This is a genomic window from Pseudoalteromonas sp. NJ631 (assembly GCF_000276645.1).
GTDB classification, from domain to species: Bacteria; Pseudomonadota; Gammaproteobacteria; order Enterobacterales; family Alteromonadaceae; genus Pseudoalteromonas; species Pseudoalteromonas piscicida.
In genome coordinates this window covers 15666-41643 of sequence record NZ_AKXJ01000015.1, presented here as the reverse complement: position 1 = coordinate 41643, position 25978 = coordinate 15666, and the positions used below count along the sequence as shown (strand labels likewise).

The following is a 25978-nucleotide window of genomic DNA, read 5'->3' as shown; positions in this document are numbered from 1 at the left end:
ATTAAGCTCCGATTGCTGCGCGAAGTGCTGCCATTTGGTCCTTACCATTAACGGTACGAACGTCGTTGTATAGGTCAATTTCGTAAATCACATCTTGACCGATCTGTAGCTTGTACTTCTGAATTGCATATTGCAGCGTAAGCTTAGCTTCTTCGCCATCTTTCCAGCTGCCCATATCCACTTCTTTGAAGAAGCCTTCAAGCGTTACCACTACAGGTACTGGCGCTTCGCCTTGCGCTTGGATTGCACCACGAGCCGTTAATGGCGTTGTCGCACCGCTCCAATCGCCAAGTAGCTTCATCATGTCAGCGTTGTATTCAAGTAACGTGATTGTGCCTTCTAGCTTTTCAAGTTGGCCAACATCAAGCTCAACCGGCGCTTGAAAACCCGACGTCACTTCGCGAGTTTTTACGGTTACTTTTGGTAGCTGGATTTCATCAGCGATACCTAGATAGCCTTTACCGTCTACAAACAGCTTGAATTTTTTAAGAATTTTTGGAGAGATTGCCATTATACGATTTCCTCTAGGTAGTTGTTAGTTAGAATACTCTTGAAGGTGATGTGCTCAGCCGGTGTTGGCGGCGTGAAGTCAAAGCTAAAATACACTTTACCCGCTTGAATATTGGCCGGTGTGTTTAACTCTTCATCAGCCCAAATTTGACCGCCAAGAATTGCACCTTGTGCTTTTAAGCTATCAAGGTACGACTGCACACTTTGCGTAACATCTTCGATGTAAGTTTTGGTGATATTGCGGTCAACCGCCCACATGTGCGCACGCAGTAGTGAGTCGTTGATCATATCTGCGGTACGTACCACTGACAGGAATGCCCATTTAGGGTCGTCAGAACAAGTACGGTTACCCCAAAGCTTAAAGCCGTTTTGACGAATAATGGTCGACACTTCTTTTTCGTTCAGCATATTCGCACGCGCGTTGGCATCGCCCAGCTGGAAGTCGATTGGGCGCGCAGTTGCCACAATACCGTTCATATTGGTATTACTTGGGCTCCACCAAAAGCCTCGGTCGTTGTCCGATTTAGCAATCATGCCCGCAACACGTGCACTTGCAGGTTCAACTTCTGTTTTGCCATCGCGGAATACTTTGACATGAGGGTCAACAACGAACACACGACGCGAACCAAAGTCGGCACGATATGCTTTCGCATCTTCATCGTTTGTGTTTGGACCATCTGCGATGATAACCGCACGAAGACGCTCAGCCACATTCACAAGTTCTGTGATGACTGGGTTACGATTACCTTCAGGGCGTTGATGCGCATAACCTGGCGCCACAAGAATACGTGGTGTTACCCCAAGTACTGACTCAGCACCAAGAAAAGCTTGCACACCTTCATAAGAACCGTCTGCTGCCACACCGCCAACCATGTTTGACATAATTGCCGCTTCATCAGCGCCATCGACACGAACCACAACGACTACCGCACCAGCTTGGTCAAAAATACCGTCCATTGCCGCTGGTAGTGTTCCTTCTGTACCCAACGGTGCAGCTTCAGCTCGTTTACCAGCAACCAATACAGGTGTGTTAAGTGGAAACTTTTCTGGATCTGCACTAGGTGCAGTACCAATCACACCAATTACTGAGCTTTTTACTGTTTTGATTGGACGCGTGCCGGATTGCGCCTCAATGACTTCTACACCGTGTAGAAATTTTGACATAGTTATCTCCTTTAAAGACATGTCAGTTAGAGAATAAAAAAGGCCATACAAGCTGCCTTGTATGGCCCTAATAACTTCATAAAAATTAGCGTTTGTTGACCTTATCCTTTACGGATAAGGTGGATAAAAAATGACTTAGATTTGGATACCCTCGATGGTGACAGGCTCCCCGTTGATTAAATACAATCCTTTTATTTCGATAGACAACTTGCCCTCTCCTGCTGGGTGTACTGCAACACCATCAAGTTGAAAGCGTGGTTCCCATTTCTCCAGTGCATTGGCGATGGTCATAGTAATATCCCCCACCAAAGAGTGAGAAAAAGGCCTATCTACAAGCTCATATAAGCCGCAGCCATAATCGCGTCGCATCACGCGACTCCCAAGCGGTGTGGTCACAATATCGCGAATACTCTGTTTTAGATGCTCAACACCACCGAGCGGCTTGCCCGTTTTGGCATTCATTCCTATCATGACGACTCCTTAAGTCACTTTGTAAATACCCGCGCTGGAGCCTCCTGATACAGGAACCTCCGCAGCCTGAGTCATATGTTCAACTACGGCTTTAGCAATCGCAGTAGCCAGTTTGCCAGCTCCTGCATGCGCACCTGCCAACACAAAACCCTCAGCTTCAAGCTCCGCTTTGATCATGTTTTCTAATGCATTTGCATCTAATGCCATGTCACTTCCCCGCTGTAACTGTAGATGAGCCGTCACCATGAGGACTGCCAGTAAAATGACAAACATGTGCCGTAGTCACACAAGGGGAGCCACCATTAAGAGCAATACTTGCTCCTTCAACACTGACGTCCCCCCCCGCTTGAACAGAAGCACTCCCATCACACTTCAAAGTTGCATCTTTTGCACTCAATACGGTCGCATTAGCTTGTGTTTCTACTCGGATGTCTTTGGCTGTTGTAATATTCAGCGTCCCTGCTGAAAGCACATCCACAGTGGCATCCGCTCCTTGAATATCAATCAGATAACGATGACTCTTTCGGTCATACGTGATTGAGCTGCCATCTTGATATTGAACCTTATGAACATCAGGGCGACTTTCAGGCGATACTCCCAATTGTTTTGGCGCAAATTTTTGACTATACAAGCTGCCAAGTACCACTCCCTGGGAAGTATCTCCACAAGGAGATAACACCATCACTTGCTCACCTACTTCAGGTGCTTGCCAAGTCATATCATGAGCAGCTTGCGCCGTTAGCCAAGGTAACTTTGCCGTGATCCAATCACCCATTTTGACCTTGACGGTCGCCGTTTCGTAGTCCACTTCATGCACCGTTCCTAGGCTAATTAACTTAGTAAGACGCTGCTGTAAGTCGGACATGGCTAAGTCTGAAAAATGTTGATTGGCTATCACGCTATCGGTCCTTCTTCTGGGGTTTTGTAAATTAAGCGATGCTCGCCACCATGCGGGCCAAGATACACTTCTGTTACCTCAACACCGGCCTCCTCGGGGTACTCAACTTGGTAATAAAACTGCCAAGTCAACGTCGCCTTAGCGAGCATTGAATTGACTTGGTTGCTATAACTAAAACTGCTTTTTTCGCAAATAAAGTGTTGCCAAGGGACGGGCGTTTCGTCCTTTATAATCGAAGCCTCAGCGGCACTGACCAAGTTATCCAACCGCGCTATCAACGCAGAGGCATCAGCCTCTTCAAGCGCCAGTTCAAGCTGCAAAGTCATCACTCGTCTGTCGAGTGCATTTGGGCTCAGGTTTTTATTGTACGCAGGCCCATAAGTCACGCCTTTGTCGGCGCCTTTCGCTTGCAGTTCACTGGCTTGTCGCTCAGCGATTGGGATAAGGGTAAGCTGTGCACGCTCTGTTAAATCCGGTTGTGGCTGGCTTGCTTTTAGTAAATCAACTTGAGCAAGCTCAGACAGACCGGCACTCAGGCACGCCAACACCTTAGCTATCAAGGTTTGTCGATGCATAGTTGTGCTCTCAAATTATAAATTGGCTAGATTGAAAAGCCGAAGATGGACGAAACGCCCGAAAGAAGGTTAGGGATTTTAGAGTTCAGGTTTTGTCGGCCAAACGACCTGATCCGGAGATTCAAAACTTTGAGGCAAATCTCGCAAAGCCTGACGATAGTCTTTTAAAGGCTGAGGTACTTGACCATCCATTTCTTGATACTTTAATGCCATCCAATCCGTAGCTCTGAGGTAGGCATCACGCAAAGCTCTCGTTGTTTCCCATTCATCGAATTCCGAAAAATCCGTATCTAAGCTTAATGTCTTTACGTCCATTTTATTGCTCCCATGAAGGTTGTGTATGAGTTAAGCGTTCTACGCAAGGTTGACCCTTGTCTGAGCTGTATTTTGCACTGACAGCAATAGCTCTCGATGCCCCACAGTGATATCTTGTATCAATTTTTAAGGAGATCCTTGCTACTCCCTTTCCATATCCTTGATTGATTCTTCTAAAGAATATAGGAATAGTTGAACCTTCAAGCTCTTTATCTATTGCAATCTCTTGATCTTCAAAATCAGGTTCTGAAATATATAACTTTATTGCGCCATTCTGAGATACCTTCTTGATTTCCAGTAAACCGGAAACACAATCATTGCTCGTCGTGCCTGTAAATATAAAGTGATTACCATACCCAGCAGAAGCTATCATCCCTCTATGTGAAATCACACAATCGATAGAAAACCAGTCACCTATTTCACCAAAAGTCTGATTAGTACCAGAAGCATCAAACTCCAACATATTTACGTAATATGGAGGCTTAGGTGTACCACATCTTGGAAAGTCAGAATCAGGGCCTGTTGCGTCTGAAGAATAGCTACCTGCACTTAAGTAACCTCTAAAAAAGAAACTCTTTTCACTACCATTTACAGTAATTGGCAAACCGTTAATTTCTTGAGTATATTGACCTTTCCATTGATCAAACTGTTCTTCGGCTTGCTCTAATTGATTATTAATACTCGTAATTTCACCAGCTACCTCATTTTTCGTATGTGAAACGGTTTCCGATAAAGTACTTTGAATAATTCCAACCTGATCTTCAACAGTTTGGCACAGTGCATTGGCACGTGTGGCAACCTGACTCAGGCGTTCCGTCATGGTTAAATTGTCATTTGACATAGTGTTTCCTTATTGATGCTCAAGATTGGTTAATCTAATTTCTTGATTGGTTTGGCGGTTCATGGTGTCTAGCTGTACCGTCGTCACATTGGCAAGTTCTGCGTTAAATAAGCCATGGAATGCTGCTACGCGATTATCTAGCCGAGCGGCATGTGTTGTATCTAATCTTGACACTTCACTGGTGAGCAATTGTTTCAGCTCACTTAGCGCTGTTTCCTGTTGTTGCAAACGAAATTCTTGCTTGATTTGCCGATGCATCGTATCTAGCTGCGTTAGCGTCATTTCGGCCAACTCTTTGTCAACAATCAGATTAAGATTGTCGACCCCCAGCTTTACCTCGATACTCTCACTAGGCAGTTGTGCCAAACTTAACGTTAACCACTGTAGTACTTTGACGTCAGGTGTACGATAGCCAAGTGTGGTGTTGGCTTTTGAGTAAACCCCCAGCAAAATCAGCTCCGGCTCACCGCTTGCGTCTACTTCGCCGCTATCTAAATAAACACCAATTTCTCTGATGGCATATTCAAGAGGTGCGTCGAATTTACCTGCAATTTTAAGACTCGTACTTTCACCGTCTTGATAGTCGCTGTCGGCAATAGCTACACGCTCTTTAAGGCTGCGTAGCTCAGTTTGATTTTGTGATGGCGTATAAGCGGCATCGCCAAACGCCATATGGCTGATTTGCCCCTTAAAGCCTCGCGCTTGAGCGCTGAGCAGGGCATCAAGTCCCGCATGGGTAAACTGCAGCGTTAGTGCAGACATTAAGTCGCTCCTTGTAAATGATAATGTTGATATTGAAGTCGGTGCATACCACTGGCGAGTACCACTCCTTGCATTAACTCATCAGGATGAATGCCCATTCCTTGGCTGGTATGCATTTGTGCATTCAGCTGTTTTGCAACCGCAAACACATCCAAGCTCACCTGCGTTTCATTAGGTAAAACGCCTGCGCCTTCGGTATTTAACATTTGATAGCCATAGTAATTTATATGGCCACATGCCCCTAATGCGACTTTGCCTTGCTCAGGTTTTACCCCTAACCCCAACACTTGGGTATTGCTCAAACCCAAAGGCGCTTTGCCAATACCTGCTGCACCAATTTGCTCTTTAAGTGCAATACCCAATTGTAAATCAACATGGATAGCACCGCGTTTCACTGCGTTTACCACACGGCGAATACGCTTGAGCATCTGGGAGGTCAACAATCCTTGTTGTCGGTCGTCCAAATTCTGATTAATAAGCGCCCAGATCTGCACAGTGCCAGGCAAACCACCTTCCTGCTGCCACCATTCCTTGATCTCGGTTTCAATATTGAGACTATCGAGCGCTTTTTGTAACGCAAATGGGGTCCCCTTGCACTGATGAACCGTGAACGCATCCGTAATGACCTGGCGTTTAATCGCCACAGACCAATGTTCATCCCACTCATCCACTGAGTAGTTCCAAGCCAAAAAAGGCAGTAAAGGCTCAGGACAAAGCTCCGGTTGCCAAAGACTCGTTAAGAGCAGCCGTGTATCGTTCAGCACACAGGCATCACGCAATTGGGTTCGTGCTTCATCATCCTTGGCGGAGAGTCCACTTAGTCCGACACTTATCGCTAGCCGCTCAAGTGCATCTCTTGGGAAAAACACGTGAGAGTAAATAATTGGCAGCAATTTATTGCTTGATAAGCGTTTAATTGCGCTGCGTAAATCAAGGCAGCCGACCTCAGTCAATGAGAGATAACGCGCGATTTCTACTAGCTCGTCATCGCTGCGCTGTTCAAGTTTTAAGGCCGCTAATAAACCTGCTCGGATAGTTCGAGGCTTGGCTTGCAGCTCTGCTAACCACTGCTCCAGCGTTGACGCATTATGAGGTAAAAGCTTAGTCATCCTGCCCCCTCACCTTTACTCGCAAATCCGTTTGCTGACAATACGCCACCTCAATATCTAGAGGTATAATGTCTTCACTTGGCGACTCCAACTTGATGTTCTCAACACCGGACAAAAACAAAGCGTTGCTAATGCCCGCTCGCGTGATCTGCCGACCAAGCTGACGTCTTTCAGTTAAGTAAGCGTCGAGCGCGGCCGAGGCACTGTCCACAATCACCTCAGGCGACGGGCCAGGTAAAATCTCAAGTTCCGCTTCAATGTTAAACGTCAATATCTGTGGCTGCTTGATTGTGACTCTATCGCCAAGCGGTCTCACTTTAGAGACTTCAGGCTGTGTTGACGATTCAGGGGTAAAGGCGATGTGTAATTTATTCAGCAGCTCCGCGCTTAGTGTACCTTTCCCTATTCGACTCAAGGCGGTTAGTTCTATTTCACATGGCCTCGGACTATGAACTTGCACATCGCAAATCTCATTACTCACCGACAATGCATGAAAGCGATAAGAAGCCGCGCTCCCTGCGGTATTCAGTCCATCAAACGCCAGTTGCGTTCTCGCTCTTAAACGCTCATCATCCTCATTCCCAAGCCTGGCAACATTAAACCTCGCTGCGATTGCGTCTAAATCACTCCCTGAAGCACTCGCGAGCAAGTTCGCTTCTATTGCATCATTTAGCATGCTTTGCTGAGTCAGTCCTTGATATGCCATGACTTCTAGCAATTTAGTCAAGGGTTCACTTTCCAAATTTACTACTTCTTGGAGTGCGTTATCCTTTTGCAGCAATGCTTGCTTTAATGCTTCTAGACGCTGCTCAAAGTTTAAGGATTTTAATACTTTAGGAATGGGCAACTGCGATAAGTCCAATCGCTCAAATGCCATCATCACCTCCTCGCTTTGCGCCATAAAAAAACCCACAGCAAATACTTGCTTGTGGGTCTTGGAAATTGGAAACCTGTGTGCTTGTTAACTTTCTCAAGCATAGGTGTATCTTACTGGTTTTTAGGGAGTAAAACAGGTCAATCCTGACCGGTTGGAGACATATAGTAAATTCCTAGTCCCATTCCCATAAGTTAATACCTGTATAATATTCAATAATACTTGCCAGCCAATTATCTATTTCTGATATTGGCCAATATACCTTTGAAATAGGCACATCCCTACCAATAAGATCGCTAGGTTCATTCTGTCTATCTCCGAGCATGGCAACCGTATCAAATGAGATAACCTTTGGATTCAATCGCATGGTACTAAATGGCATAAATACACGATAAGGTAAGATGAAAGTTTTTACTGGACTTGTTGCGGAGTTTAAGTGAAATTCAGGGCCAAACCTTAGCTCAACCTTTAGCTGACCAAACTCCTCATCAGGTTTGCATTGAAGTAGAGACACTAAACCATTGACAAAACCATGAGGTCCTCTGCCAAAACCATAATCTTCAGCTGCTTCAATATCAATAGTCAGCGTTGTCAAATCTACAGGGATTTTCTTACCCCTGCCTGCAATTTGACCCGATAAATACAGTTGATTATTTTGAACTACAAAATAGCCAAAATAGTGCTCTATTGGCAGTGACAAAGAACGTACAATTCGACCATTTACTAAATTGACAGAGACTACTGTTGAAAACTCCGACGCAGTATTACGCTCTTTAAACGTCAATAAGACATAATTTTGACCATCTAATTGATAAAAAAATACGTCTTTTTGAAGTACACCATTACTGTCTTCCGAATAGATTTTTTGCCATAGTTCAGTAGTTTCATGATAATAGTAAACTGCATTATGGGCTATAAACAAACAATGGCCTTTTTGATACGGGTTGTTTATATAAGTTCGATCTTTATATTGGTTCTGCAAATCTCCAACGGTTTTCAAATCGATTGACTTTGGCTTATAGAAAGGGAAATCGCTACTTGTATCGTCATAATCAGTTAATACATTACTCATGCTAAAATCCACCCTCCTTGTACAAATATAAAGTCACGTTGTGTATTCGGTATTGTCATATGATATTCGGCTCCCGCTTCCTCACCACGCCCAATTGATTGCCCACTTGGGGGGCACACTTTGGCAGGAGATGCTTTACTTGCCCCCGCATTGCTCAGTAGCTTCACCGTAATATGTGAACCTTCAGGCGCTGTTTGTGGCAAATGTAAGGTACAAGCCGTTGCAAACAAATATGTACCACCTGCAACCGCCCCCATGTCGTTTTCAACTACTTGATAAAACCCCATCAAAACCGGCACACCACCAAGCGTTTCTCCATCACCGACATAAAGCTGCTTTGTGTCTGTCGAAAATCCTGGTTCGCCGTTGCCAAGTACAGTTTGTAATCGTGTTGCTTCTGGGCCTCTTCTAAATTGGATCCGTCGCCCCATTAAAATACTCCCCCGTCAATATCGCCGCCTTCAACAGCGAGACCTAATGAACTAACCCAGTCTCGTACCCAAGCGGTGGTTGCAATATTGGTGCTATTATCTGAGCGTGCCCGTGTAGGTGATTTTGGCGTACCGGTGAACATAGGTGAAGTAAACAGCTGTGATTTCGATAAGTTATCAACTTGGCTTAGGCCAACATCTGCTTTGTTAACCGTTACAGCCCCTGTTTTACCGTTTACAGATAAAACATTATCTGTTGGTGTGCGCAGCAGCACCCAGTTTGCTAATACATTCGCAGGTGTCGACTTGAGAATATAAGATTTGTTCTCGTCGGTGCGAATCGCCAAGTCACCAGGCTGTGCATTTAGCGCTAACATGGCAGATTGACTGGCGACCTCAAACGGCTCACCTATTGCGAGACTGGGTAACACATTTTCAGGAATTTTACCGGTACTGTCTAGCAACAACACATGGTTTGCGCCGCTACCTGCATCACGATGAATAGCACTACCAAGGGTGGTGAAAATATCCACCCCTCCAGGGGTTGTGCCATCACCGATAAATAGTTTTTTGCTGTCGGTCAACCATATTGGTTCACCATTACTCGGCGTGACATTGGTGCGGTTTGCCGCAGGTCCGCGCCTAAACTGAATTTTGTTCGACATTAAATACTGCCTCCGTCTAACGAGGGAACATTGGGGTAAGAATCAGAAAATGCGCCACCATCAAGAGACAGTAAGCCTACAAATTTATTAATTTCATTATTTACATAGTCTTGCGTGGCATACACCATAGATGGATCTATTTTTAAATTCACCATTTCTGACTGCACCACATCAATCACCGCTTTTATTCCAAGCTCAGCACTGGCGTTGTCTTCAATACTTGGCTTGTAAGTTTCAGGGTATTTAACAATAGCAAATGCTTGATCGTCTTCAGTGTAAAAAGCGGCTTCACGAACATAAAACCCACCTTCCGAGGCAGGGACAATACCGATGATCTCAAGCATCGCTGGATTGTTTTCTAGCGTTTTGGAGCTATTTATCAGTCCTCTAAATCGCTCACTCGTGAGATGCTCCGCATCCGGTAAAATATTGCCATCACCCACGGCAAATTTGACTAAGTTGATTTTAACGCCAGTACCAATGGCATTGGCTATTTTAGCGCGACCCGCTGGTGTCAGCATGGTCCAGTATTGTGGTTGGGGCATAACTACTCCGAGGGTAAATATTGGTATAACTGCAAGACTGACTGGCTACCACAAGGCGCATACTGGTATTGCTTACAATCTCGCTGGCATAGTATGGATACACAGTGACAGAAGCACCAAATAGCGCTGCTGAAGCCAGCTGAATTTTTGCTGTAGATAATAAACTGAGCGATAAATTAAACTGAATACTATGGCGTTTATTCGCTGAGATGGTTTGAAATATCTGCTGATATAACGACTCATTGAGCCCCCTATCAGACACCGCAACATCAATAGCGATTGTCCCGGCAGGGCCTTTGGGTACTTGTTCAAACCATTCTGTTATACGGGTGTCATATCCAAAAGGCGCTAACGCGTTAATAATGGCAAAACGCGTCCCAAGGTGTTTGTGTTGTTCATAGCTTTGCGCAATGATCTGCCGTTTTATAGGCTCTGGCCACTGCTCATCCCACTGCGTAACACTTTGGCTCCACGCCAACCAAGGTAATAATTCGATTGGGCAAGTCTCAGGTTGCCATAATGTTTCTAGGCAATTTGCCGCTCCATTCAGCACAGTAAAAATTGGGGATTGAGTGGCTTGTATTTGCTCAATCAGCTCAGTTCCTCGGTGTACTGGTTTACTATCACTCACACATCACCTTCAAATATCACGCCAGCGATGCCATTTTCACACCAAGGGACTTCATGGCTCGCAATTATGACATTCTCACTCGGTCCAGCGAGTACGACATCTTCCACACCGCTACTATATAAAGTGGCAAACAGTGCTGAGCGCTTTATCGCAGTGCCCATGACACTAGTTTGTGCAAAGAAATCTTTTAAATTGGCCAACACTTGTGCTTTAACTTGTGCTTTGCCTGGTCCCGGGGCTAGTTGCACTCGGGCATTGATGGTATAGGGCTTCACTGTCACTGGCACAATTTCAACTCTGTCACCAATGGGCCGCACTTTTTGCAATGCAAGCACATCAGATACGGTATCAGCCGCATCTGCTTTGAGTCCAAACGTTGCTCTGAGCTTGTTCAGTAGTGCGTCTGAAGGTATACCGTTGGTTGATTCATGACTTAAAATGGTCAACACTACATGGCAAGGTGAAGGACTTGTAACATGAACATCTTTGACGCGACTATCTGCAGAAAATGTATGATAGCGATAACTTTCAGCTGTTCCAGCCGTATTTAGACTATGGAATGCTTGTTGTATTCGGTGTCTAAACCGTTCATCTGACTCTTCTGGCAAACGGCTTACACCATAACGTGTTGCAATATGGTCTAGGTCACTATTTGTTGCTGTCGCCAACAAGTTACCTTTGACGGTGTCATTTATTCGTCCTTTAAGCAGCATGCTGTGATATGCAAATGTATTGAGTAACTGTGTTAAAGGCTCTGATTCTAGCTCTAGTGTCTTACTAACATCTGGAACTAACTCGCTCAATTTACTTTTTAACTGCTCCAGAATTTGTTCATATTCCAGATTTTCTAATAGCTCTGGAGGTGTTAGCTTAGATAAATCAATTAACTGAGATGATGGCATTGCACTCTCCGGTACTAAACAGAAAATAAAAAACCCACAGCAAACTCTTGCTTGTGGGCTTTGGAGATTGGAAACCTGTGTGCTTGTTAACTTTCTCAAGCATAGGTCTATCTTACTGGTTTTTAGGGAGTAAAACAGGTCAATCCTGACCTGCTTTGAAATTATTAGAACGCAATCACAAACTGTAGTAATTCAGCTTGAGTAGTAAGGCTAAGCACCGCTGCTTCTAACTCACCGCTTTTTTCACGCACCACTTCTCTTTGCTGCAAAATGTCTAGTAGGTTTGCACGCTCTGTTGCTGCACCTTCTTCATTACCGTTCAACCGCTCACTCAACTCGCGCTCTTTTGCGCGCTCTACTCGCCACTGCTCCGATTGCAATTTGCTATAAGCGAGTTGCTTTATGCGCGTAATGACTTGCAGCTTTAAATACTCAACTTCAGAGTTTTCTTCAGTCTCTAACTGAGCTTCAGTTATAAATTGTGCTACCGACTCTTTATCCCATTGCTCACCCGTTTTCGGGTGTACCAACCAAAAGTTACCCGCAATAGACATCCCTTTATTATTGTCGTAATAAATATTCATTTTTACTCCTTAAATCGCGCGACAGGTTCGGGCAAGGCCATACTGGTTATATAGGTAGTGTTCATTGATAACACCGATATGTGAGTATGGATTCATCGCTTGAATGGCTGTTGCTATTACGCCCCCATCGTATCCTAAGCTATCGGCCTTAGAACGATAGCAATACGAACTCAGTAACTCGCCATCTAGTGTTTCCATGACCACATTCACTTCACCTTCACTATTCTCAGTACCATTTGAACTTTGTGTACGGTATGGCTCACTATTACTGGTAAAAATATAATTGATCGGCTGAAGCTTCTGCTCCTCTGTGAAGAGATAATGTGCGTTGAATTTATCACCTGCCATTTTTACTTCACTACCAAGTAGACCAAAGTAACCGTAGTAATTATATGAATAGTTCGACATCGCCCCTTCGCTATGGTTATAGCGATTTATTCCATACGGCTGTGCTAAGGTATTTGCGATAAATACCATCGTTGTAAAGTCACCGCTATCCACATAATTCTGATATTCAGCTGCATTCGCAATGGCAATATTAGTAATGTGGTTGCCGTCACGATATTTTTCCACAACCAAGTTAGTACCCGAGTCGATAACCACTAAGCAGTGCTTTTGGTTGTTATACAACACAGCTACCTCGTTATGGTTGTAACTGGACCGTGTTGGAATACCAAATTTATCTCGGGCATTGAGATCTTGCTTTGGCAAAGTACGCGAGGTAAATCCCTGCCCTAAAACAAATATACCACCATACTCCGTCGCATTCGCTGACAGAGACTCTTGGGTGCTATATACGATTTCAAAACTAACATCATTAGGTTGTGCTTTTAACCCCAGTGGCACAATGGCACTTGATCCGTGTTGATACACCTTAGTCGCAGGGTTTTGCTCAAAGGCATTATTATGGACAAAGCTTGATTTTAGTACGGTGGATGACGTGCCATCTTGGCTAATTTGTAAATGATCTAACCGGCATGTGTCCGTTGCTGCATTCACCGTATAACTTGGTCGAGTGAGATAGGAAGTACCATCACTATTATAGATAGCCAAAACCGATGTGGAGCGGCGAAAATTAGCATGACTATTCGCCGTATCAATATTTTTTATTGCGAATAAGGTTTTTGGTGTTGCTGCAGTGTTGTTCTCGACCACTTCATTAATTTGTTGCGTCAATGGAGCTATTTGATCCAATAGCGCCAGTTTTGCCGCTCTGGTAACCAGCTCAGCGGTCGACGCGGTTAAATCAGCTTTAGCAGAATCAATATTGTTAATCGCTGAGGTTGCAACCTGTTGCAATAGCTGGGTTGAGTCATCCAAATGTTCCTGTGCAACGGCTACAACGGCTTGCTCAAGCTTGGCGTTATCTGTGAGCCGTGCAATTGCATTCGTGACTAAGGTTTGCTCCTCTGCACTCAGCGGAGTGCTGCCATTCATATCAGCGACCAGTTTGTCGACCATTACCTGAACGGCTTGTTGAATTGTTGCCATAATTTCCTCTTATAAATCCTTTAAATTGGTAGCAGGGTTTCACCCAACACTTGATTGAGCCGAAGCCGTCTGAAGCGCTTGTCGATATCTACTTGAGCTTGTTGATGTGCCAATTGCTGCTGGTGGATATCTGCATCAACTGCCCTAAGCGCATTGATCAATCGCTGTACGTCTTGTTCAAGCAGATTATCTGGGTGAGGGAGTGGATATTGCTGAAATGGAGTAAATTGGTTGATGTCCACAATTTCTCCTACAAGGTAAATGTACGGAGATTTCGTACTCTAGGGCGCTGTGCCGGAGTCCCCTTCAGTACTAATTTTACGCGTGTCGTCGCGGTATCTACACCGTTAAAGGTGTAGTTGAACTGCTGCCAACCATCACTCAGCACTGAGCTGCTATCTAGTGCAAGCGGTAGCCAAACATCCGCTTTTTGCATCAAGGCTTGTACTTCTGAGTGGCTTTGAATATTTGCTTCAAAGCTCACCGTTAAGTCACCGCCTAAACGACAGCGCAGCTCACGAGAGATATAGTCTCCGGTTTGCGCGACTTGCCCATGAACGCACTGGCTGCCTGCAAAAAGTACTGGCGTTAGGCTTTGTGTTCCCGTCAATACAGCAGCGACCTTAACCTTGCCTGTTATGGTTTCTCCAAGCGTACTTGGTTGCCACTCTTGAACGCTTAGCACTTTTTCTTTATTGCCAGTAGGGTACGTGAGTTCAAAGGTAACTTGAGTATCTGCACTTGGGCGCTGGACTACAGCTAAAAGCATTAAATCCGTTACTTGTTCAACTTCGACCTCGCCGAGTTCAATTCGTCTACTTTGCTCAGTGAATTTGGCGGCCTTTAACCTAAATGTGAGATCTTTATCCTGATGTGGCGTCCAGGTGCTAGCGTTGCTTGATGATAACAACACCCCAACTTGATACGGCTGCGAGGTAACCCAGTTGTGCGCCTGATTAAGCTTACCCAGCTCAGCAATAGCAACACTGTGCTCAGCCCCATCAGTTAACACAACCAGCGCATATTCCTGATCGGCATTTAAAAAGGTTGGCGTAAAGGTAAACAGTGTCGGTTGGTCATTTAGCCTTATCTCATCGCTGCTTATTTTGCTACTTGCCAGCACGGTTTGTGTAGGAATACCTTGTACTACTTCACGAATTTGTACTTCTACCGCCTCCTGTCCTTTGGCGGTAAACCATAATTCAACACCGGCAATAAATCGCGATTGCTCCAAAATAAAGGTTTGTGCGAGTGGGTCAAAACGCTGAGTAATAATGCTATTTACGCGCCTCAATGTTTCCACTTCAATCACGCCACTACCTGTATAACTAGCGCTTCCTGCTGAACCTTGCTTACCAATAAATCGCACCAGTTTAGTTCCGGCGGGAACATTATTTGGCACTTTAAATCGACCAGCTAATTCACCGCGTGTATTTGCTTGGATCATGCTTGCACCTCTGAAATAATTTCAATGCCATCGAATAACAGTGAGTCCAGTTGCTCACCTGGATCAAACCCAGAAATAGCAAAGTTGACCCACCGAGTGCGCAAGAACTCGGCTTGCTGACGGCGCACACCAACTCGCTCAGTACTCGTTTGAGTAATAACGCGACGAACACGCCCTCCACCGCTAGTTAACCTGCGAGTAATAGGGCTTGTCCACTGAGTCTGGGTTTGTGTCCAATGATCAACACTTGGGGTTAACGTGACATCCGCAGGCAGTGGTTCAAATGCCATATACGGGTTAATTTTCATCTCCCCAGTACGGCTTTCTTGTACTAAGACATCTTCGAGTTCATACGATAATGTCTGGACTTGTGGTTGTAACAATTGAGTTATTTCTGCGGCCATTGGCAGCATAAGTTCGCCATCCACAATAGCAGCGCTTTGTTCAAGTCCAATATCGCGCATATCGTCATCTAAAAACGGGTCAACAAATACACCGTATTTGCTAGCTGGTGACTGGGCATTGGTATCGTTACGTAGGCGTTCAATGGCCAACAATTGGTATAAATCTGAGATCTGCTGTTGCATCAACGCAAGATCTGTCATTTGTACCGCTTCAATCGCAATATTTTGGATATGTGGTGGCGCACTCCCCCAATGTTGCTGCACTTGGGCAAGCCCCAGGTGTTGATGAGGCACTAAAGGCGCTTGCGGGTTGATTCTGTCGGGTGCACCTTTGATCCGTTCAACATGACCATTGGGGGTAAGTACGAGCAGATCGATACGTGGCATAAACCAGTGATAATCGACGACCACAAGGCCATTTTCGAGCATTTCTTCAGCCTCGTTTAACTGTTGCTCAAGCCAAAACCCGGTTTCGTCGGCATCAACTTCAATAAGTCGGCGATAGGTATAAACCACGTCATACGACGTGCCTGAAGCTGGCTTATTGCCACCATCACGCCAGCTAATATGATTACGGGTAAAGATAAAGTCGATACCCTGCTGATATTCAATGCCACCTTGCGAGATCTGCAAAATTTCAATGACAGAGTCATCATCAAAGGGATCGGTATTTTGGCCGGTTTGCGCGTGGCCTCGAGTCAGAGAAGTGCGCTTTTGCACCTCTGCGGTCACCTGATCAATGCGCTGCACCGGTGCAAAGTCTAAATCGACTCGCATAGCGCCTTGGGCATTGGCGCTAAATCGGCTTGGCTCATTGATCACCTCACGCACATCGGGGTCGTTCGGCAGCGTAACAGGCAGTGCGGTGTTAAACGCTATTTCATAGCCATTGATATGCGCTTTTCCCTCTTGCACATTAAAGTGCTGGTGGCTTGCCGTACTCTCTCGATAGCTAACATTGAGCCCGCTCACCACATAACTCCCGCCGTTTGACTCTCGGTCATAACGCGCAAGCGCGCTGGTAATTGAGTCTAGTTGTGGCGGCGGCTGCTTAACGATAAGCGTGCCATGATCGATTTGGTAAACAGGAAAAAAGTCGCTATTGGGATAGTCAAGGCTGTCGCTCAGTCCCCAACGGCCCGAGATTTTCAGTCGCGCGGCACCCGCTTCGTCAAAATTGTGTGCGCCAATGGCTGGATCTCTAAGTGTTGAGTCTTCAAGCTCTGTCACCACTTCCTTTGCTAACCACACCCCGACAATTTCGAGTTTATTTAGCGCAATCGCTAACTGTTTAGTGTCGACATCATGTACCGCGCCTTGTAAATATACTGAGGATGCGCCAATGGTTGCAACGGCATGAGCTTGGTCGATAACTACCTCGCCCCCCTTAACCACATCCCCATCTTTCATCAATACATCAGCGATGCCTTTTACATGGTGCTGAGACTGCAGTTGCAGGTCGTTAAGTTCACGACTTTGCAACCCTTTACTCGCTCGAAACAATAGCTGACTGTATTGCTTTGCAGGATCAAACTGCTGGTAATAATCTTTTATCATTGCTTTCTTCTTAAAAACTGATCACAAACTCAAACGTTTCGCGTACCCCTTGGTCACGAAATAGCGCCGTGCGATGCTCAAGCAAAATAAGCTCACCAGCCTCTGCAACCTCGTCTGGTAAGAGGTAATATTTTCCAGCTGGAATGCCCGTTTTTGGTGTCGTGCCAAGCATTAAGCCAAGTTCGCGAATATGCTCACCTAAGCCATCTTCGAAGTCGTAGGTGAATTGGCAATATAGATGTTGGCTGGCGGTATCGCTTAAGCGGAACTTTCCGGTTGGTACCTGAATTTCGCCTTGTTCATCCGGCTCACAAAAGCGAATTTGCTTTGCTTTGCGATAACCAATGAGATTGGTGAGTTGTGTAGTATTGGTAGGGGTTGGCGGCAAAGTATTATCCCAACTTGATTCGCCGTTTCCCCACGCCAAATAAATAGCCTGCTGCTGCATTAGCCGTGCAAGCGCCTTTCGGCCTTGAAGTGTTAAAGTGGCCAAGGACTGCTCCTTTTAATTTGATTGTTTTATCTTCGGTAAATAATAGAAACTTTAAAGCTTCCAGCCGCTTGAAGGATCGCATTTGCCGATGAAGTTACTTGGCTATGTTTCAAGCTGACTCTACACGGCACTCCTCCAACTGCATCAAGCACCCCCCAGCTTTGTTGCCACTTGCCCTGCCACGAGCGTGTTGACCACACCCGATGCTGCGAAATCAGCCTAATTCGAACAGAGCTCACAGGCAGTTGTGAAGGCTCTTTGTCACTGAGCTTATATTCACTCAAGCGTTTTGTGGTGAGGTAATGACTGCGCTGACTATGTGTTCTACTGAGGTGTGCAGCGGCATTCGTCACGTTATGACTCACACCTTGCTGGTGGCTGCGACCAAAGCTGACTTTGCATAGCGTGTTATCGCCATCATGAAATGGCACGCCAGAAACATCGGATAGAAGCGCTCCAAAACCACTTTGAGACAACTTCAGTTCACGCACATCATAACCATGATAAATACGTGAGAGTTTGGCTCTTACTGGGGCAGATAGTCCAAGCAGCTGGTGTATATCTTTAAGCGCCTTGTTCCCTGGAATTTTGCCAGATGCCAATTGATAGCGATAAAAGTGGCGTCCGGGTTTATCAACCTCAAGCTCAGCCTCGTCAAAATTGAGCCAATTGAGCGCGATGTCTACACTTTTTGGTGTACCGCGAAGTCGCTGCCAAACCAGACCTTCTTTGATGGTTTCGCGAAGATCTTGGCTGTAAGGCAAAATAGCCTCTAAGCCATACTCCCAAACGAGCCACATCAGCAAGTTGTCGTGCGGATCGGCCTTAAACCCAGATAACCTTGATATACCCGAATGAATATCGTCACTCACGGCAACACTTTGCTGCAATCGCCGTTGCAGCAAAGTGTGATTAGGAGGTAATAACGTCATTTTAGCCTCGCTTTAATGTCAGCGAGATTGACTTGGGCATAACGTACTGATGGGCTGCCACATCAATTAACTGTGTTGGAGCGAGCAGTTCGATATGCCTAATTCCCGTACTATGTAATTGTGCATGCAGCCAGCTTGGCGTTAAATCCCAGCCAAGTGTCGTGACCTTGAGCCAATTGTCTTGCAGCGTTTGCTCCAGCTTATTGATAATAAGTTCAGAAGCATGAGTATTGAGATAAAGCTCAGCTTCAACATCTACCCAAACGGGCTGTGCAAGTCTGACCTCTAACGTGTCCGTTAGCATTTTCACTGAGTCGTCAAATAGCCTCTCTTTCACTTGTGCTAAGACCTGTTCTGCATCAGCGTCAAACTTTGCGAGTACCGTTACCACCACCAGCCCATCCCCTGGGCTTTGCACCGACACATCCTTAATTAATCCCGGTGCAGCTTCAATGGCTTGATGACGATAATGCGCCGCACTACCTGCCGTACTGGACGCTATGGTGCTGTTGCGAATACGCATTCGAAGGGTTTCGTCATGCTCATCGGGCAACCGAGCCACTCCATAAAAAGCGCCAAGATGCTCAAGATCAGCGCCTTGGCTGGTGGCTAACAAATTAGCCGCCGCGGCTTCATTGACGCGCTGTCGTAATAGCAGCTCGCGATAACTTTCGACTTGCAAACAAATCGCAAGCGGCGAGCTTTCGAGCGCTAACGCTTCGGCATATTCAGGTGCAAGTTCGATAAAACGTTGTTTACGTGCTTGGAACAGACTTTCGAAATCAAGTGGTTCAAGGATGTTTGGCGCAGGCAAAGTGGAAAGATCGATTGATTGATTTGCCATAGAGTGCCTTATTCTGAATCTGGACGTGGATACCTTAATTTAATCTCTGTGTCCTTTTCTTTAACTTCTAACCTAGCGGCTTCGATTTCCTCTGCGCTGTAGTGCGCAGCAATTTTACGTTGTAGCTCTAAAACAAGAGGATCCAATTCTATTCGCCTCACTGAGCTTATTTCATCTTCCCAAATCACTACTTCAATCGGTTTGATTCCTGACTTTGTTACTATATTCACTGACATTCAATTTCTCCTTAAACAGTATCTCTTGCTGGATCACCACCATTTGCCGTATTTGTATCTCTCCATGCATCATGAGCAGTTACGTCATGCCAAGCGGCACCACGGCGTATAAGCTCACTTTTTGGGTTGTACAGATTGCCGAGCACTCTATCTGCAGGCCAGACTCCAGCAACAATACTCGGTAATGCTAAATAAAGTTCACCACCAGCTTCATGCATGTAAACATCAACATGAACATACGGGCCAGGGTTTGCAGATGGCCTCCACGCTCTACGAACTTGTTTCCATTCTAAATTAGTATCCATTCTCCAATTAAAGCCTTTACCTTTAGCCCATAGGATTAAAGACGCACCTTGCGTATGCTTAATATGCTGATTTGGAATATGAAACACCCATTTACTTGGAATTGGCATATTCTCTTTATGCTTGATATGAAGAATCTTGAAACTGCTGGAAAAATGTAGTGTGTTAGCACCAATATTCATTGCGGTAAGTAGCTCTTTGGCAGCATCTGAACGACCTTCAACATCTCCACTTCTTACTGGGATCATTTCTATATCGAAATACTCAGTGATTGGATTATCACTATGAGTTCCAATTCCGACTGGCAATTCAATTTCACCATTTGCTGTTATATAGGTATCTAAAAAGTCATGATTATAATTAAGGGCTGTAAACCCTAGCTCCTCTCTCGCGCCCGAAAGATAACTGTTAACTCTTTGCTCAAGCTCTTGCTTTTTAGATTCTACTTGTGCCTGCGCATCACTCAGCGCATGATTAATTTCTCCCATTTTGCCGATCACGGTTTGGGTTAGGACATTATTTGAATCGATTAATTTGCCGTTCTCGGCTTGCAGTGCGGCGATGCGCTGCTCTAATGTCATTGGCTGATAATCCGCCATATTACACTCCTAGCTGTAGTAGTCTGTCGTTGAATTGAATTTGTCGGTGATTCGCTTGAATTTGTGCACTCAGTTGTTGGGTTTGTGCCACCAGCATGTCGAGAAATTCGCCGGCATAGAAAAGCGTTAAATCGCCTGTGGTATTAATCGTGATAGCGTCTACGGGTGCAGCACTTAACAGCAGATCAAACCCTTGTACAATTTGTGCAATGGGTGTTTGATAAAAAAGTACATTTTGCGGGTGCGACCAAACGGCAAACAAAGTGCCATCGGCAAGATAAAAACCCACTTCGCGTACCGCATACTCAGCATCGTCAATAAAATGTCCGGTAATATGAAATTGCCCGTCACCAACAACTTGCCCGCTGGCAATCGCCACGCGATTTTTTTCACTTCGCAGCCTAGTTTGGCTACGAGACGGCGTATAGCCAGAAGTACCTACCGCAATCGCGCCAATATCAATGGTAAAACCATTGGCTTTGGCATTAACGGCCGCGTTTAATCCCGCCTGCGTAATAAGCGGCGTAAATTGTTCCATGAGTCATTCCTTTAGAGTCTGTTAATCTTCAAGTTTGTTTTTGCAGCAGCTTGAGCGTGTTTAGGTATTAATAGCAATAAAACGACTGTCGCTGGATTTGGATAGCAAAGGGCGCTGCGTGAACATAAAGATTGGAAGCACTTTTGAGATCAGAGCGCACTTCACCGGATATTTTGCCCACACCTTGCAAAACAGAAGTACCAACAAGATACAACTGGCTTAAATTTGCAATATTATCTGTTTGTTGTGGCATCCATGTTCGCTGGAGACTCGCAGACTGACTGACGGTATTGAGCGATAAACTTGCACTTTGCTGTACGCCTACACGCAAACTAATTTGGCTGCGGCATGGTTTTGTCATCACCACAGCTTGCCAAAGTTGTGCTTGCAGCTTAGGAGTCAGTAGCGTGCTGCCTGCTGGGTCTAGGTTCTGAGCGGCCAACGCAATGATCTGTGCAGAATGCGGCGTAAACGCGTGAGGATCTTCTTGTTGCCACCACTCTTTAAGCTCAACTTTTGCGGCTAGAGTGGAGAGCGCGCTTTTTATCGCACTAACCGTCCCTTTTATTCGATGATCGGGCACGCTATTCGCTATAATCTTGCGCTTCACTTCAATTGGCCAAGCGCTATCCCAAAAGTCCACACTGAGTGCATCCGCAAGCCAAGGTAAAAAATGCTCGGGACATCGCCATGGATCCCAAAGGCTACCAAGTGGAACAGGAGTCGCGGAAACTTTGCTTAGCGCCTTTGCCAGCGCATGCTCAAGCTTAGTGCTTGCGTGCGGTAATAGTGTATTAAATATCTCTTCCTGCAATGTTTATCTCCACTTGTGTACAAAACGCAGCCTGCCAAGGGGTATTGATAATGTCGGCGGTAGGTGAGAGCAGCTCAACACGTTGCACACCTGCTTGGTGTAGCGCACTATAAAGCCCAGACAAACGAATATCATGATTAAGTTTATGATGTGTTTTTAACCATTGCTGCACGCTTTGCTCTACTGTAGATCTCACTTTTTCTTCATCAGGGCCTGGATATAAATAAAGCGTGGCGCGGAGGGTAAATTCTTTTATCTCAGCTGAGAGTACTCGTGGCCTATCTGTCAGAGGCCTAATGTCTTCATGAAACAAATGCTCTGTAATTGCTGTGATTTCGTCTTGATTTGGTATGCCATTGCCTCTATTTGTCAGCACCGTTATAGCAACATCCCCCGGCGCAGCATCTTGAAGCCTAGCGGCATGGCTGCAATGCAGCAATTTCGTATGCTCTGGTACTAAGTCTGATAATGGCGGCTCGACCTGAAGCAGCTCAAATTCGGGAGACTCAACAAAAACATCCTTAACTTGAGGTAAGGCTTTAAGCGTGTGAAAACAATAAGCACCAATTGGCCCTGCTGTACTAAACCCTTCTAGTGCCAATTGAATACGCGCTCGAAAGCGCTCATCACTCTCCCCAGCTTCTCGTATCACCGCAAAACGATTCCCCAAATAATCGAGTTCACTGCTCGTGGCTTTTGCCAGCAACACCTGCTGCGCGCCTTCATTAATCTGTTGACGTAATAGCAGCTCTCGATAAGCAAAAACTTCCATCAGCTTGACGATGGGGTCGCTAGGTAGTAGCTCAGAAAGTTCTGGGCAGGCGTGTTCTACGGCTTGCTTTAGTTCGTTATAAAGCGATTTAAATTCAACGGGTTCAAGTAAATCGGATGCGGGTAATTGACTAAGACTGACCGCACTGAAGTTAGTTAAAAACATAATGGGGCCTGTTGTAACACGACCCCCTTCAGGAGCCGTGTAATTTGATGTTTAAAGATTTGGTAGTGTTGACTTAATTTCGGCGCGTTTATTCATCCAAGTCTGCTTTGCAGCTACAGCTTTTTCTGACGTTTCACCATATTCTGTCACCGCAGCCATATAGTCAAAGAATAAGAAATCGGTGTTTGCGCTGTAATGTTTGCGTCTCAACTCGCTGATTTCTTTAGGGCTGTATTCGACTTCACATAAAGCAAAGTCAACTTCAGCTTCTTTTGCAAGATGTGCCGCGTGTACATCATCAACAATACCACCAGCAATCGTTTTACCTGTTGTTTTTAATTTTAAAATCGCCATATTTATGCTCCTTCGCTTAAAGTTGGGCCTACGTGAGTGTATGGGTAGCCGACACTGTCAGCCCAGATCATGTTGTCACCATGATCGCCCGTACCAACATAAGGCAACGCAATGGCCACCTTCATACTGCCGAGTCCTACAAAGCATTGTTGATGACATCCACCCCAGCCTGTTCTTCTATTCGACTTGTATTGCCAACCTTTACCTGCATCTGAGCTATCAACAGAAATTGATGCTGAGCGATTTTGGGATGGGTAGAATCGTAATGTACCGGTTTGTTCCAACACATTAATCCAGCAACTTGCTTGTGTTAAAAACTCCCCCTTACCCCAACCAATATATCTTTCACATCCCTGATTCAGTACAAATAGATTACCTTCAGCGGGGTTATCATCTCGTCCTTTATTCACAACAACATCCAGCAGAAGGACTCTATAATCGCTTCCATAATAGTTGTCACCATGGGAATCTTTCGCTCCCAAACCTCGCCTTAGAAACTCTTCATTTGGAGTGAGACCGAATTCAGTCAACTGAGCTAGTGATAACTTAGTGATTGTTCCTGTTCCCTCGGTACCACGATAAAAAAAACTGCTCCACGGTGCAGCATGCGCCGCAATCACATCAACAGCCGTGCCGTTAGGTACATCGGCACAAATATTATTGAAATGCTTAGTATCAGAAAGTGCATTAGGTGCTAAAGGCAAAGCTCGTTGGAAACTCGTAATTTTTGCGTCCACAGCCTGCTCTTTAGCTTGCAAGCGGGCATCTACCTCTGCTCTTTTCGCATCTAATTTCGCCGTAATATCTTGAATTTTATTATCGACGGTTGCGGTGAGGTCGTTTGACGCCTCAATCAATTTGGCAATATCTTGTTCTAATGCCATATTTTTTCTCCATATGGTTAATACAATTTGTAAAAGGAATACTGAGTGTTATCTCAGCGCTAAATCAGGCACAAAAAAAGCCCACCGAATGGTGGGCTTAATAGCCTAAAGTCGTTGTAGATTGGTGTTATCAGGGTTTTGGATAGCGGTTTTTGATGGTGCTTCGCGCTTGCAGCCACGCAGCTTTTGCCGCTTGTGCGGCTTCACTCGTTTCACCAAACTCGGCCATTGCCGCTAAGTAATCGAAGGCAAGACCATCTGACTCGCTCTGGTAAGCAAAACTTCTAGCATGCATACATTGCGCTGCAAGCTGAGCCTGCTTTGCCTCAGCTAAAATGCCCGGAATATCAGCGCTTGCTACACCCAAATCTGCCAATGTTTTTTCATCTGCCGGCACATTAATCAGTTCATCATCACCGATTTTTAAGGTTTTAATTTCCATTGTGACTCCTTTAAGCTGTTGGTGGTGTGTATGGATGGTTTGCGTAAGGGATTGAGCTTAGTGTTGGGGCTAAACGCTCGGCAAATGGAATTGGCTCTGCGTACCAACGAACAGACCATGTATCACTGGTTGTTTCGTAAATATTTCTTCTATTCATATCAGAACCATCATGGTATTTGACATCACCGTTCCAGTTTTTAATTATACGATAATTTAAGCCTCCGCCCCTCAGGTACAAACCACTGTATGCGCTGCACCACGGCCCCACACTTCCATCGGCACCTCCACCATAACTATCTAATGTTGAGTCTACTTTTTCAGATTTACAATGTGCAGCAAAACTAAGGTGACTAACCGTTGGATGGTAACGCTCATGAAAACGCTTAATATGCATAAAATTAGCATCACCGCTCCAAGGATATGTATTTCCCTCTAATTCTAGCAGTAAAGCTGCTTGGTGAGGTCGGTTCGGATCTAGAGGTCGAGTGTCACTATTTCGAGAATAGTGCCGTGCGATTGTTAACTTACTCGTGCCTGCAGAGTTGCTGGGAAAACGCCACCACACCGGATAAAAATAATCCTTTGAACCACCGATAAAAATATCCTGAACATAGCGAGTTTCAGGCATCGCCTCTTGAATAAATTTGTCGACATCTTGCTCTTTTTTCGCAATACGCGTGTCAAAGGCAGCCATTTGGTTATCGAGCTGCTGCGCTTTATTATCTACCACCGCCGTTAAGGCATCCGTAGACTGAATGAGATTAGCAATATCTTGTTCTAATGCCATGAGTTGCTCCTATAAAATTCCTTTGTCCATCAAATCAAACTTCTGTTTAAGATGACGAGTCATATTGTTAATTTGCGCAGCGCCTAGCTTGGCAAGTTCAGGGGCGATAAGAATATTTAGATTAACGCCGTTATCGACGATGGTAACGGCGTCGGCAGGTACGCCCGTTAGCACCAAATCAAAAGCAAGAAGTAAATCGACTTCTGCCGATTTGTAAGCAATCGGTCTATCTGGTGAAGAATACACCGCAAATAGCACCTCTTGTGTTTGGCCATTTGCTTCGCTTTCGATATAAAAGCCTACTTCATTGACCCAAAAGTTGTGATCGGTATCATCAATCACACTCATATGGATTTGGGCATTCCCCTTATCTTCGCCACTTGCCACCATAATGCGGTGGACTTCTTGTTGTAGCTGGCGGCGGCCTTGATCTGGCGTATAATTGCCAGTGCCAAGCCCTACCTTGCTGATCTTCGCTTGAAAGCCATTTTTTTGGGCATTAAATACTGCTTCCAAACCCGCGGTGGTGATGGTCGGCCGTAAAATCGTGCTCACAGCACCTGTCTC

At 45.4% G+C, this 25978-nt stretch carries 35 protein-coding genes; all 35 read right to left on the bottom strand.

Annotated features, from left to right (window positions below; genetic code table 11):
• Window position 1: 1 nt before the first annotated feature.
• The 35 genes from A587_RS0119485 to A587_RS0119315 all read right to left on the bottom strand — a co-directional run bounded on the left by A587_RS0119485 (window position 2) and on the right by A587_RS0119315 (window position 25966).
• On the bottom strand, window positions 2-511 hold the full coding sequence (locus tag A587_RS0119485) for a phage major tail tube protein (RefSeq protein WP_010378397.1): 510 nt from the start codon (window positions 509-511) through the stop codon (window positions 2-4).
• Window positions 511-1674 (bottom strand): phage tail sheath subtilisin-like domain-containing protein, encoded by a 1164-nt coding sequence (locus tag A587_RS0119480; protein WP_017218948.1) that lies wholly within the window; start codon window positions 1672-1674, stop codon window positions 511-513. The genes A587_RS0119485 and A587_RS0119480 overlap by 1 nt, the downstream gene beginning before the upstream one ends.
• A 135-nt stretch (window positions 1675-1809) precedes the next feature.
• A complete protein-coding gene (locus A587_RS0119475; protein ID WP_017218947.1) occupies window positions 1810-2145 on the bottom strand; it encodes a GPW/gp25 family protein in 336 nt (111 codons plus the stop codon).
• A 9-nt stretch (window positions 2146-2154) separates the two neighbouring features.
• Window positions 2155-2352 carry a hypothetical protein gene (locus tag A587_RS0119470; RefSeq protein ID WP_017218946.1) on the bottom strand — a complete coding sequence of 66 codons (198 nt, stop codon included), beginning with the start codon at window positions 2350-2352 and terminating at the stop codon, window positions 2155-2157.
• A 1-nt stretch (window position 2353) separates the two neighbouring features.
• Entirely contained in the window at window positions 2354-3043 is a 690-nt protein-coding gene (locus tag A587_RS0119465; RefSeq protein ID WP_017218945.1) for a phage baseplate assembly protein V, read from the bottom strand.
• A complete protein-coding gene (locus A587_RS0119460; RefSeq protein ID WP_010378386.1) occupies window positions 3040-3618 on the bottom strand; it encodes a hypothetical protein in 579 nt (192 codons plus the stop codon). The genes A587_RS0119465 and A587_RS0119460 overlap by 4 nt, the downstream gene beginning before the upstream one ends.
• Before the next feature lie 78 nt (window positions 3619-3696).
• Window positions 3697-3933 (bottom strand): phage tail assembly chaperone, encoded by a 237-nt coding sequence (locus A587_RS0119455; RefSeq protein ID WP_017218944.1) that lies wholly within the window; start codon window positions 3931-3933, stop codon window positions 3697-3699.
• A 1-nt stretch (window position 3934) separates the two neighbouring features.
• On the bottom strand, window positions 3935-4774 hold the full coding sequence (locus A587_RS0119450; RefSeq protein ID WP_017218943.1) for a hypothetical protein: 840 nt from the start codon (window positions 4772-4774) through the stop codon (window positions 3935-3937).
• Window positions 4775-4783: 9 nt separating this feature from the next.
• Window positions 4784-5536 carry a phage tail-collar fiber domain-containing protein gene (locus A587_RS0119445; RefSeq protein WP_017218942.1) on the bottom strand — a complete coding sequence of 251 codons (753 nt, stop codon included), beginning with the start codon at window positions 5534-5536 and terminating at the stop codon, window positions 4784-4786.
• Window positions 5536-6645: a phage tail protein I gene (locus A587_RS0119440; protein WP_017218941.1), complete on the bottom strand. Its 1110-nt coding sequence runs from the start codon at window positions 6643-6645 to the stop codon at window positions 5536-5538. The genes A587_RS0119445 and A587_RS0119440 overlap by 1 nt, the downstream gene beginning before the upstream one ends.
• Complete coding sequence (locus A587_RS0119435; protein ID WP_232288094.1) at window positions 6638-7546, bottom strand: baseplate assembly protein; 909 nt, start codon at window positions 7544-7546, stop codon at window positions 6638-6640. The genes A587_RS0119440 and A587_RS0119435 overlap by 8 nt, the downstream gene beginning before the upstream one ends.
• A gap of 148 nt (window positions 7547-7694) precedes the next feature.
• Entirely contained in the window at window positions 7695-8591 is an 897-nt protein-coding gene (locus A587_RS0119430) for a hypothetical protein (RefSeq protein ID WP_017218939.1), read from the bottom strand.
• Complete coding sequence (locus tag A587_RS0119425) at window positions 8588-9022, bottom strand: hypothetical protein (protein ID WP_017218938.1); 435 nt, start codon at window positions 9020-9022, stop codon at window positions 8588-8590. The genes A587_RS0119430 and A587_RS0119425 overlap by 4 nt, the downstream gene beginning before the upstream one ends.
• The gene (locus tag A587_RS0119420; protein WP_017218937.1) at window positions 9022-9687 is read right to left on the bottom strand and encodes a hypothetical protein; all 666 of its coding nucleotides are present in this window, start codon (window positions 9685-9687) and stop codon (window positions 9022-9024) included. The genes A587_RS0119425 and A587_RS0119420 overlap by 1 nt, the downstream gene beginning before the upstream one ends.
• Window positions 9687-10232 (bottom strand): phage tail protein, encoded by a 546-nt coding sequence (locus A587_RS24235; protein ID WP_082086250.1) that lies wholly within the window; start codon window positions 10230-10232, stop codon window positions 9687-9689. The genes A587_RS0119420 and A587_RS24235 overlap by 1 nt, the downstream gene beginning before the upstream one ends.
• Complete coding sequence (locus tag A587_RS24230; RefSeq protein ID WP_017218935.1) at window positions 10183-10863, bottom strand: phage tail protein I; 681 nt, start codon at window positions 10861-10863, stop codon at window positions 10183-10185. The genes A587_RS24235 and A587_RS24230 overlap by 50 nt, the downstream gene beginning before the upstream one ends.
• Window positions 10860-11765, bottom strand: a complete 906-nt coding sequence (locus A587_RS0119405; RefSeq protein WP_017218934.1) for a baseplate assembly protein — start codon at window positions 11763-11765, stop codon at window positions 10860-10862. The genes A587_RS24230 and A587_RS0119405 overlap by 4 nt, the downstream gene beginning before the upstream one ends.
• A gap of 164 nt (window positions 11766-11929) precedes the next feature.
• Window positions 11930-12349, bottom strand: a complete 420-nt coding sequence (locus tag A587_RS0119400; RefSeq protein ID WP_017218933.1) for a hypothetical protein — start codon at window positions 12347-12349, stop codon at window positions 11930-11932.
• A gap of 9 nt (window positions 12350-12358) precedes the next feature.
• A complete protein-coding gene (locus tag A587_RS0119395; protein WP_017218932.1) occupies window positions 12359-13840 on the bottom strand; it encodes a hypothetical protein in 1482 nt (493 codons plus the stop codon).
• A 20-nt stretch (window positions 13841-13860) separates the two neighbouring features.
• Window positions 13861-14082 carry a hypothetical protein gene (locus A587_RS0119390; protein ID WP_017218931.1) on the bottom strand — a complete coding sequence of 74 codons (222 nt, stop codon included), beginning with the start codon at window positions 14080-14082 and terminating at the stop codon, window positions 13861-13863.
• 8 nt (window positions 14083-14090) lie between these two features.
• Complete coding sequence (locus A587_RS0119385) at window positions 14091-15287, bottom strand: hypothetical protein (protein ID WP_017218930.1); 1197 nt, start codon at window positions 15285-15287, stop codon at window positions 14091-14093.
• Window positions 15284-17248 (bottom strand): DUF4815 domain-containing protein, encoded by a 1965-nt coding sequence (locus tag A587_RS0119380; protein WP_017218929.1) that lies wholly within the window; start codon window positions 17246-17248, stop codon window positions 15284-15286. The genes A587_RS0119385 and A587_RS0119380 overlap by 4 nt, the downstream gene beginning before the upstream one ends.
• A 10-nt stretch (window positions 17249-17258) precedes the next feature.
• Window positions 17259-17741, bottom strand: a complete 483-nt coding sequence (locus A587_RS0119375; RefSeq protein ID WP_017218928.1) for a hypothetical protein — start codon at window positions 17739-17741, stop codon at window positions 17259-17261.
• Between the two features lie 26 nt (window positions 17742-17767).
• On the bottom strand, window positions 17768-18673 hold the full coding sequence (locus A587_RS0119370; RefSeq protein WP_017218927.1) for a phage tail protein: 906 nt from the start codon (window positions 18671-18673) through the stop codon (window positions 17768-17770).
• Window position 18674: 1 nt separating this feature from the next.
• Window positions 18675-19517 (bottom strand): baseplate assembly protein, encoded by an 843-nt coding sequence (locus A587_RS0119365; RefSeq protein ID WP_017218926.1) that lies wholly within the window; start codon window positions 19515-19517, stop codon window positions 18675-18677.
• A gap of 8 nt (window positions 19518-19525) precedes the next feature.
• Window positions 19526-19753 (bottom strand): hypothetical protein, encoded by a 228-nt coding sequence (locus tag A587_RS0119360; RefSeq protein ID WP_017218925.1) that lies wholly within the window; start codon window positions 19751-19753, stop codon window positions 19526-19528.
• Between the two features lie 11 nt (window positions 19754-19764).
• Window positions 19765-20655 (bottom strand): hypothetical protein, encoded by an 891-nt coding sequence (locus A587_RS24920; RefSeq protein ID WP_017218924.1) that lies wholly within the window; start codon window positions 20653-20655, stop codon window positions 19765-19767.
• Window position 20656: 1 nt separating this feature from the next.
• The gene (locus tag A587_RS0119350; protein WP_017218923.1) at window positions 20657-21193 is read right to left on the bottom strand and encodes a phage tail-collar fiber domain-containing protein; all 537 of its coding nucleotides are present in this window, start codon (window positions 21191-21193) and stop codon (window positions 20657-20659) included.
• 67 nt (window positions 21194-21260) lie between these two features.
• Window positions 21261-22007 (bottom strand): phage tail protein I, encoded by a 747-nt coding sequence (locus tag A587_RS0119345; RefSeq protein WP_017218922.1) that lies wholly within the window; start codon window positions 22005-22007, stop codon window positions 21261-21263.
• On the bottom strand, window positions 21988-22944 hold the full coding sequence (locus A587_RS0119340; protein ID WP_017218921.1) for a baseplate assembly protein: 957 nt from the start codon (window positions 22942-22944) through the stop codon (window positions 21988-21990). Before A587_RS0119340 ends, A587_RS0119345 begins: the two co-directional genes overlap by 20 nt.
• Window positions 22945-22995: 51 nt before the next feature.
• Window positions 22996-23298 carry a hypothetical protein gene (locus A587_RS0119335; RefSeq protein WP_017218920.1) on the bottom strand — a complete coding sequence of 101 codons (303 nt, stop codon included), beginning with the start codon at window positions 23296-23298 and terminating at the stop codon, window positions 22996-22998.
• A 2-nt stretch (window positions 23299-23300) separates the two neighbouring features.
• Window positions 23301-24182: a hypothetical protein gene (locus tag A587_RS0119330; RefSeq protein ID WP_017218919.1), complete on the bottom strand. Its 882-nt coding sequence runs from the start codon at window positions 24180-24182 to the stop codon at window positions 23301-23303.
• A gap of 130 nt (window positions 24183-24312) precedes the next feature.
• Window positions 24313-24624: a hypothetical protein gene (locus A587_RS0119325; RefSeq protein WP_017218918.1), complete on the bottom strand. Its 312-nt coding sequence runs from the start codon at window positions 24622-24624 to the stop codon at window positions 24313-24315.
• Window positions 24625-24634: 10 nt separating this feature from the next.
• The gene (locus A587_RS0119320; protein ID WP_017218917.1) at window positions 24635-25411 is read right to left on the bottom strand and encodes a hypothetical protein; all 777 of its coding nucleotides are present in this window, start codon (window positions 25409-25411) and stop codon (window positions 24635-24637) included.
• Window positions 25412-25420: 9 nt separating this feature from the next.
• Window positions 25421-25966 (bottom strand): phage tail-collar fiber domain-containing protein, encoded by a 546-nt coding sequence (locus A587_RS0119315; RefSeq protein WP_026001067.1) that lies wholly within the window; start codon window positions 25964-25966, stop codon window positions 25421-25423.
• Window positions 25967-25978: the final 12 nt, after the last annotated feature.

Coding starts and splice junctions, on each gene's coding strand:
- A587_RS0119370 (WP_017218927.1), bottom strand. CDS start 18,673: ATGACGTTATTACCTCCTAATCACACTTTGCTGCAACGGCGATTGCAG.
- A587_RS0119450 (WP_017218943.1), bottom strand. CDS start 4,774: ATGTCAAATGACAATTTAACCATGACGGAACGCCTGAGTCAGGTTGCC.
- A587_RS0119325 (WP_017218918.1), bottom strand. CDS start 24,624: ATGGAAATTAAAACCTTAAAAATCGGTGATGATGAACTGATTAATGTG.
- A587_RS0119335 (WP_017218920.1), bottom strand. CDS start 23,298: ATGGCGATTTTAAAATTAAAAACAACAGGTAAAACGATTGCTGGTGGT.
- A587_RS0119475 (WP_017218947.1), bottom strand. CDS start 2,145: ATGATAGGAATGAATGCCAAAACGGGCAAGCCGCTCGGTGGTGTTGAG.
- A587_RS0119435 (WP_232288094.1), bottom strand. CDS start 7,546: ATGGCGCAAAGCGAGGAGGTGATGATGGCATTTGAGCGATTGGACTTA.
- A587_RS0119405 (WP_017218934.1), bottom strand. CDS start 11,765: ATGCCATCATCTCAGTTAATTGATTTATCTAAGCTAACACCTCCAGAG.
- A587_RS0119330 (WP_017218919.1), bottom strand. CDS start 24,182: ATGGCATTAGAACAAGATATTGCCAAATTGATTGAGGCGTCAAACGAC.
- A587_RS0119395 (WP_017218932.1), bottom strand. CDS start 13,840: ATGGCAACAATTCAACAAGCCGTTCAGGTAATGGTCGACAAACTGGTC.
- A587_RS0119365 (WP_017218926.1), bottom strand. CDS start 19,517: ATGGCAAATCAATCAATCGATCTTTCCACTTTGCCTGCGCCAAACATC.
- A587_RS0119320 (WP_017218917.1), bottom strand. CDS start 25,411: ATGGCATTAGAACAAGATATTGCTAATCTCATTCAGTCTACGGATGCC.
- A587_RS0119480 (WP_017218948.1), bottom strand. CDS start 1,674: ATGTCAAAATTTCTACACGGTGTAGAAGTCATTGAGGCGCAATCCGGC.
- A587_RS0119440 (WP_017218941.1), bottom strand. CDS start 6,645: ATGACTAAGCTTTTACCTCATAATGCGTCAACGCTGGAGCAGTGGTTA.
- A587_RS24920 (WP_017218924.1), bottom strand. CDS start 20,655: ATGGCGGATTATCAGCCAATGACATTAGAGCAGCGCATCGCCGCACTG.
- A587_RS0119385 (WP_017218930.1), bottom strand. CDS start 15,287: ATGATCCAAGCAAATACACGCGGTGAATTAGCTGGTCGATTTAAAGTG.
- A587_RS0119460 (WP_010378386.1), bottom strand. CDS start 3,618: ATGCATCGACAAACCTTGATAGCTAAGGTGTTGGCGTGCCTGAGTGCC.
- A587_RS0119445 (WP_017218942.1), bottom strand. CDS start 5,536: ATGTCTGCACTAACGCTGCAGTTTACCCATGCGGGACTTGATGCCCTG.
- A587_RS0119350 (WP_017218923.1), bottom strand. CDS start 21,193: ATGGAACAATTTACGCCGCTTATTACGCAGGCGGGATTAAACGCGGCC.
- A587_RS24235 (WP_082086250.1), bottom strand. CDS start 10,232: ATGCCCCAACCACAATACTGGACCATGCTGACACCAGCGGGTCGCGCT.
- A587_RS0119400 (WP_017218933.1), bottom strand. CDS start 12,349: ATGAATATTTATTACGACAATAATAAAGGGATGTCTATTGCGGGTAAC.
- A587_RS0119380 (WP_017218929.1), bottom strand. CDS start 17,248: ATGATAAAAGATTATTACCAGCAGTTTGATCCTGCAAAGCAATACAGT.
- A587_RS0119470 (WP_017218946.1), bottom strand. CDS start 2,352: ATGGCATTAGATGCAAATGCATTAGAAAACATGATCAAAGCGGAGCTT.
- A587_RS0119485 (WP_010378397.1), bottom strand. CDS start 511: ATGGCAATCTCTCCAAAAATTCTTAAAAAATTCAAGCTGTTTGTAGAC.
- A587_RS0119430 (WP_017218939.1), bottom strand. CDS start 8,591: ATGAGTAATGTATTAACTGATTATGACGATACAAGTAGCGATTTCCCT.
- A587_RS0119360 (WP_017218925.1), bottom strand. CDS start 19,753: ATGTCAGTGAATATAGTAACAAAGTCAGGAATCAAACCGATTGAAGTA.
- A587_RS0119455 (WP_017218944.1), bottom strand. CDS start 3,933: ATGGACGTAAAGACATTAAGCTTAGATACGGATTTTTCGGAATTCGAT.
- A587_RS0119420 (WP_017218937.1), bottom strand. CDS start 9,687: ATGTCGAACAAAATTCAGTTTAGGCGCGGACCTGCGGCAAACCGCACC.
- A587_RS0119425 (WP_017218938.1), bottom strand. CDS start 9,022: ATGGGGCGACGGATCCAATTTAGAAGAGGCCCAGAAGCAACACGATTA.
- A587_RS0119340 (WP_017218921.1), bottom strand. CDS start 22,944: ATGTTTTTAACTAACTTCAGTGCGGTCAGTCTTAGTCAATTACCCGCA.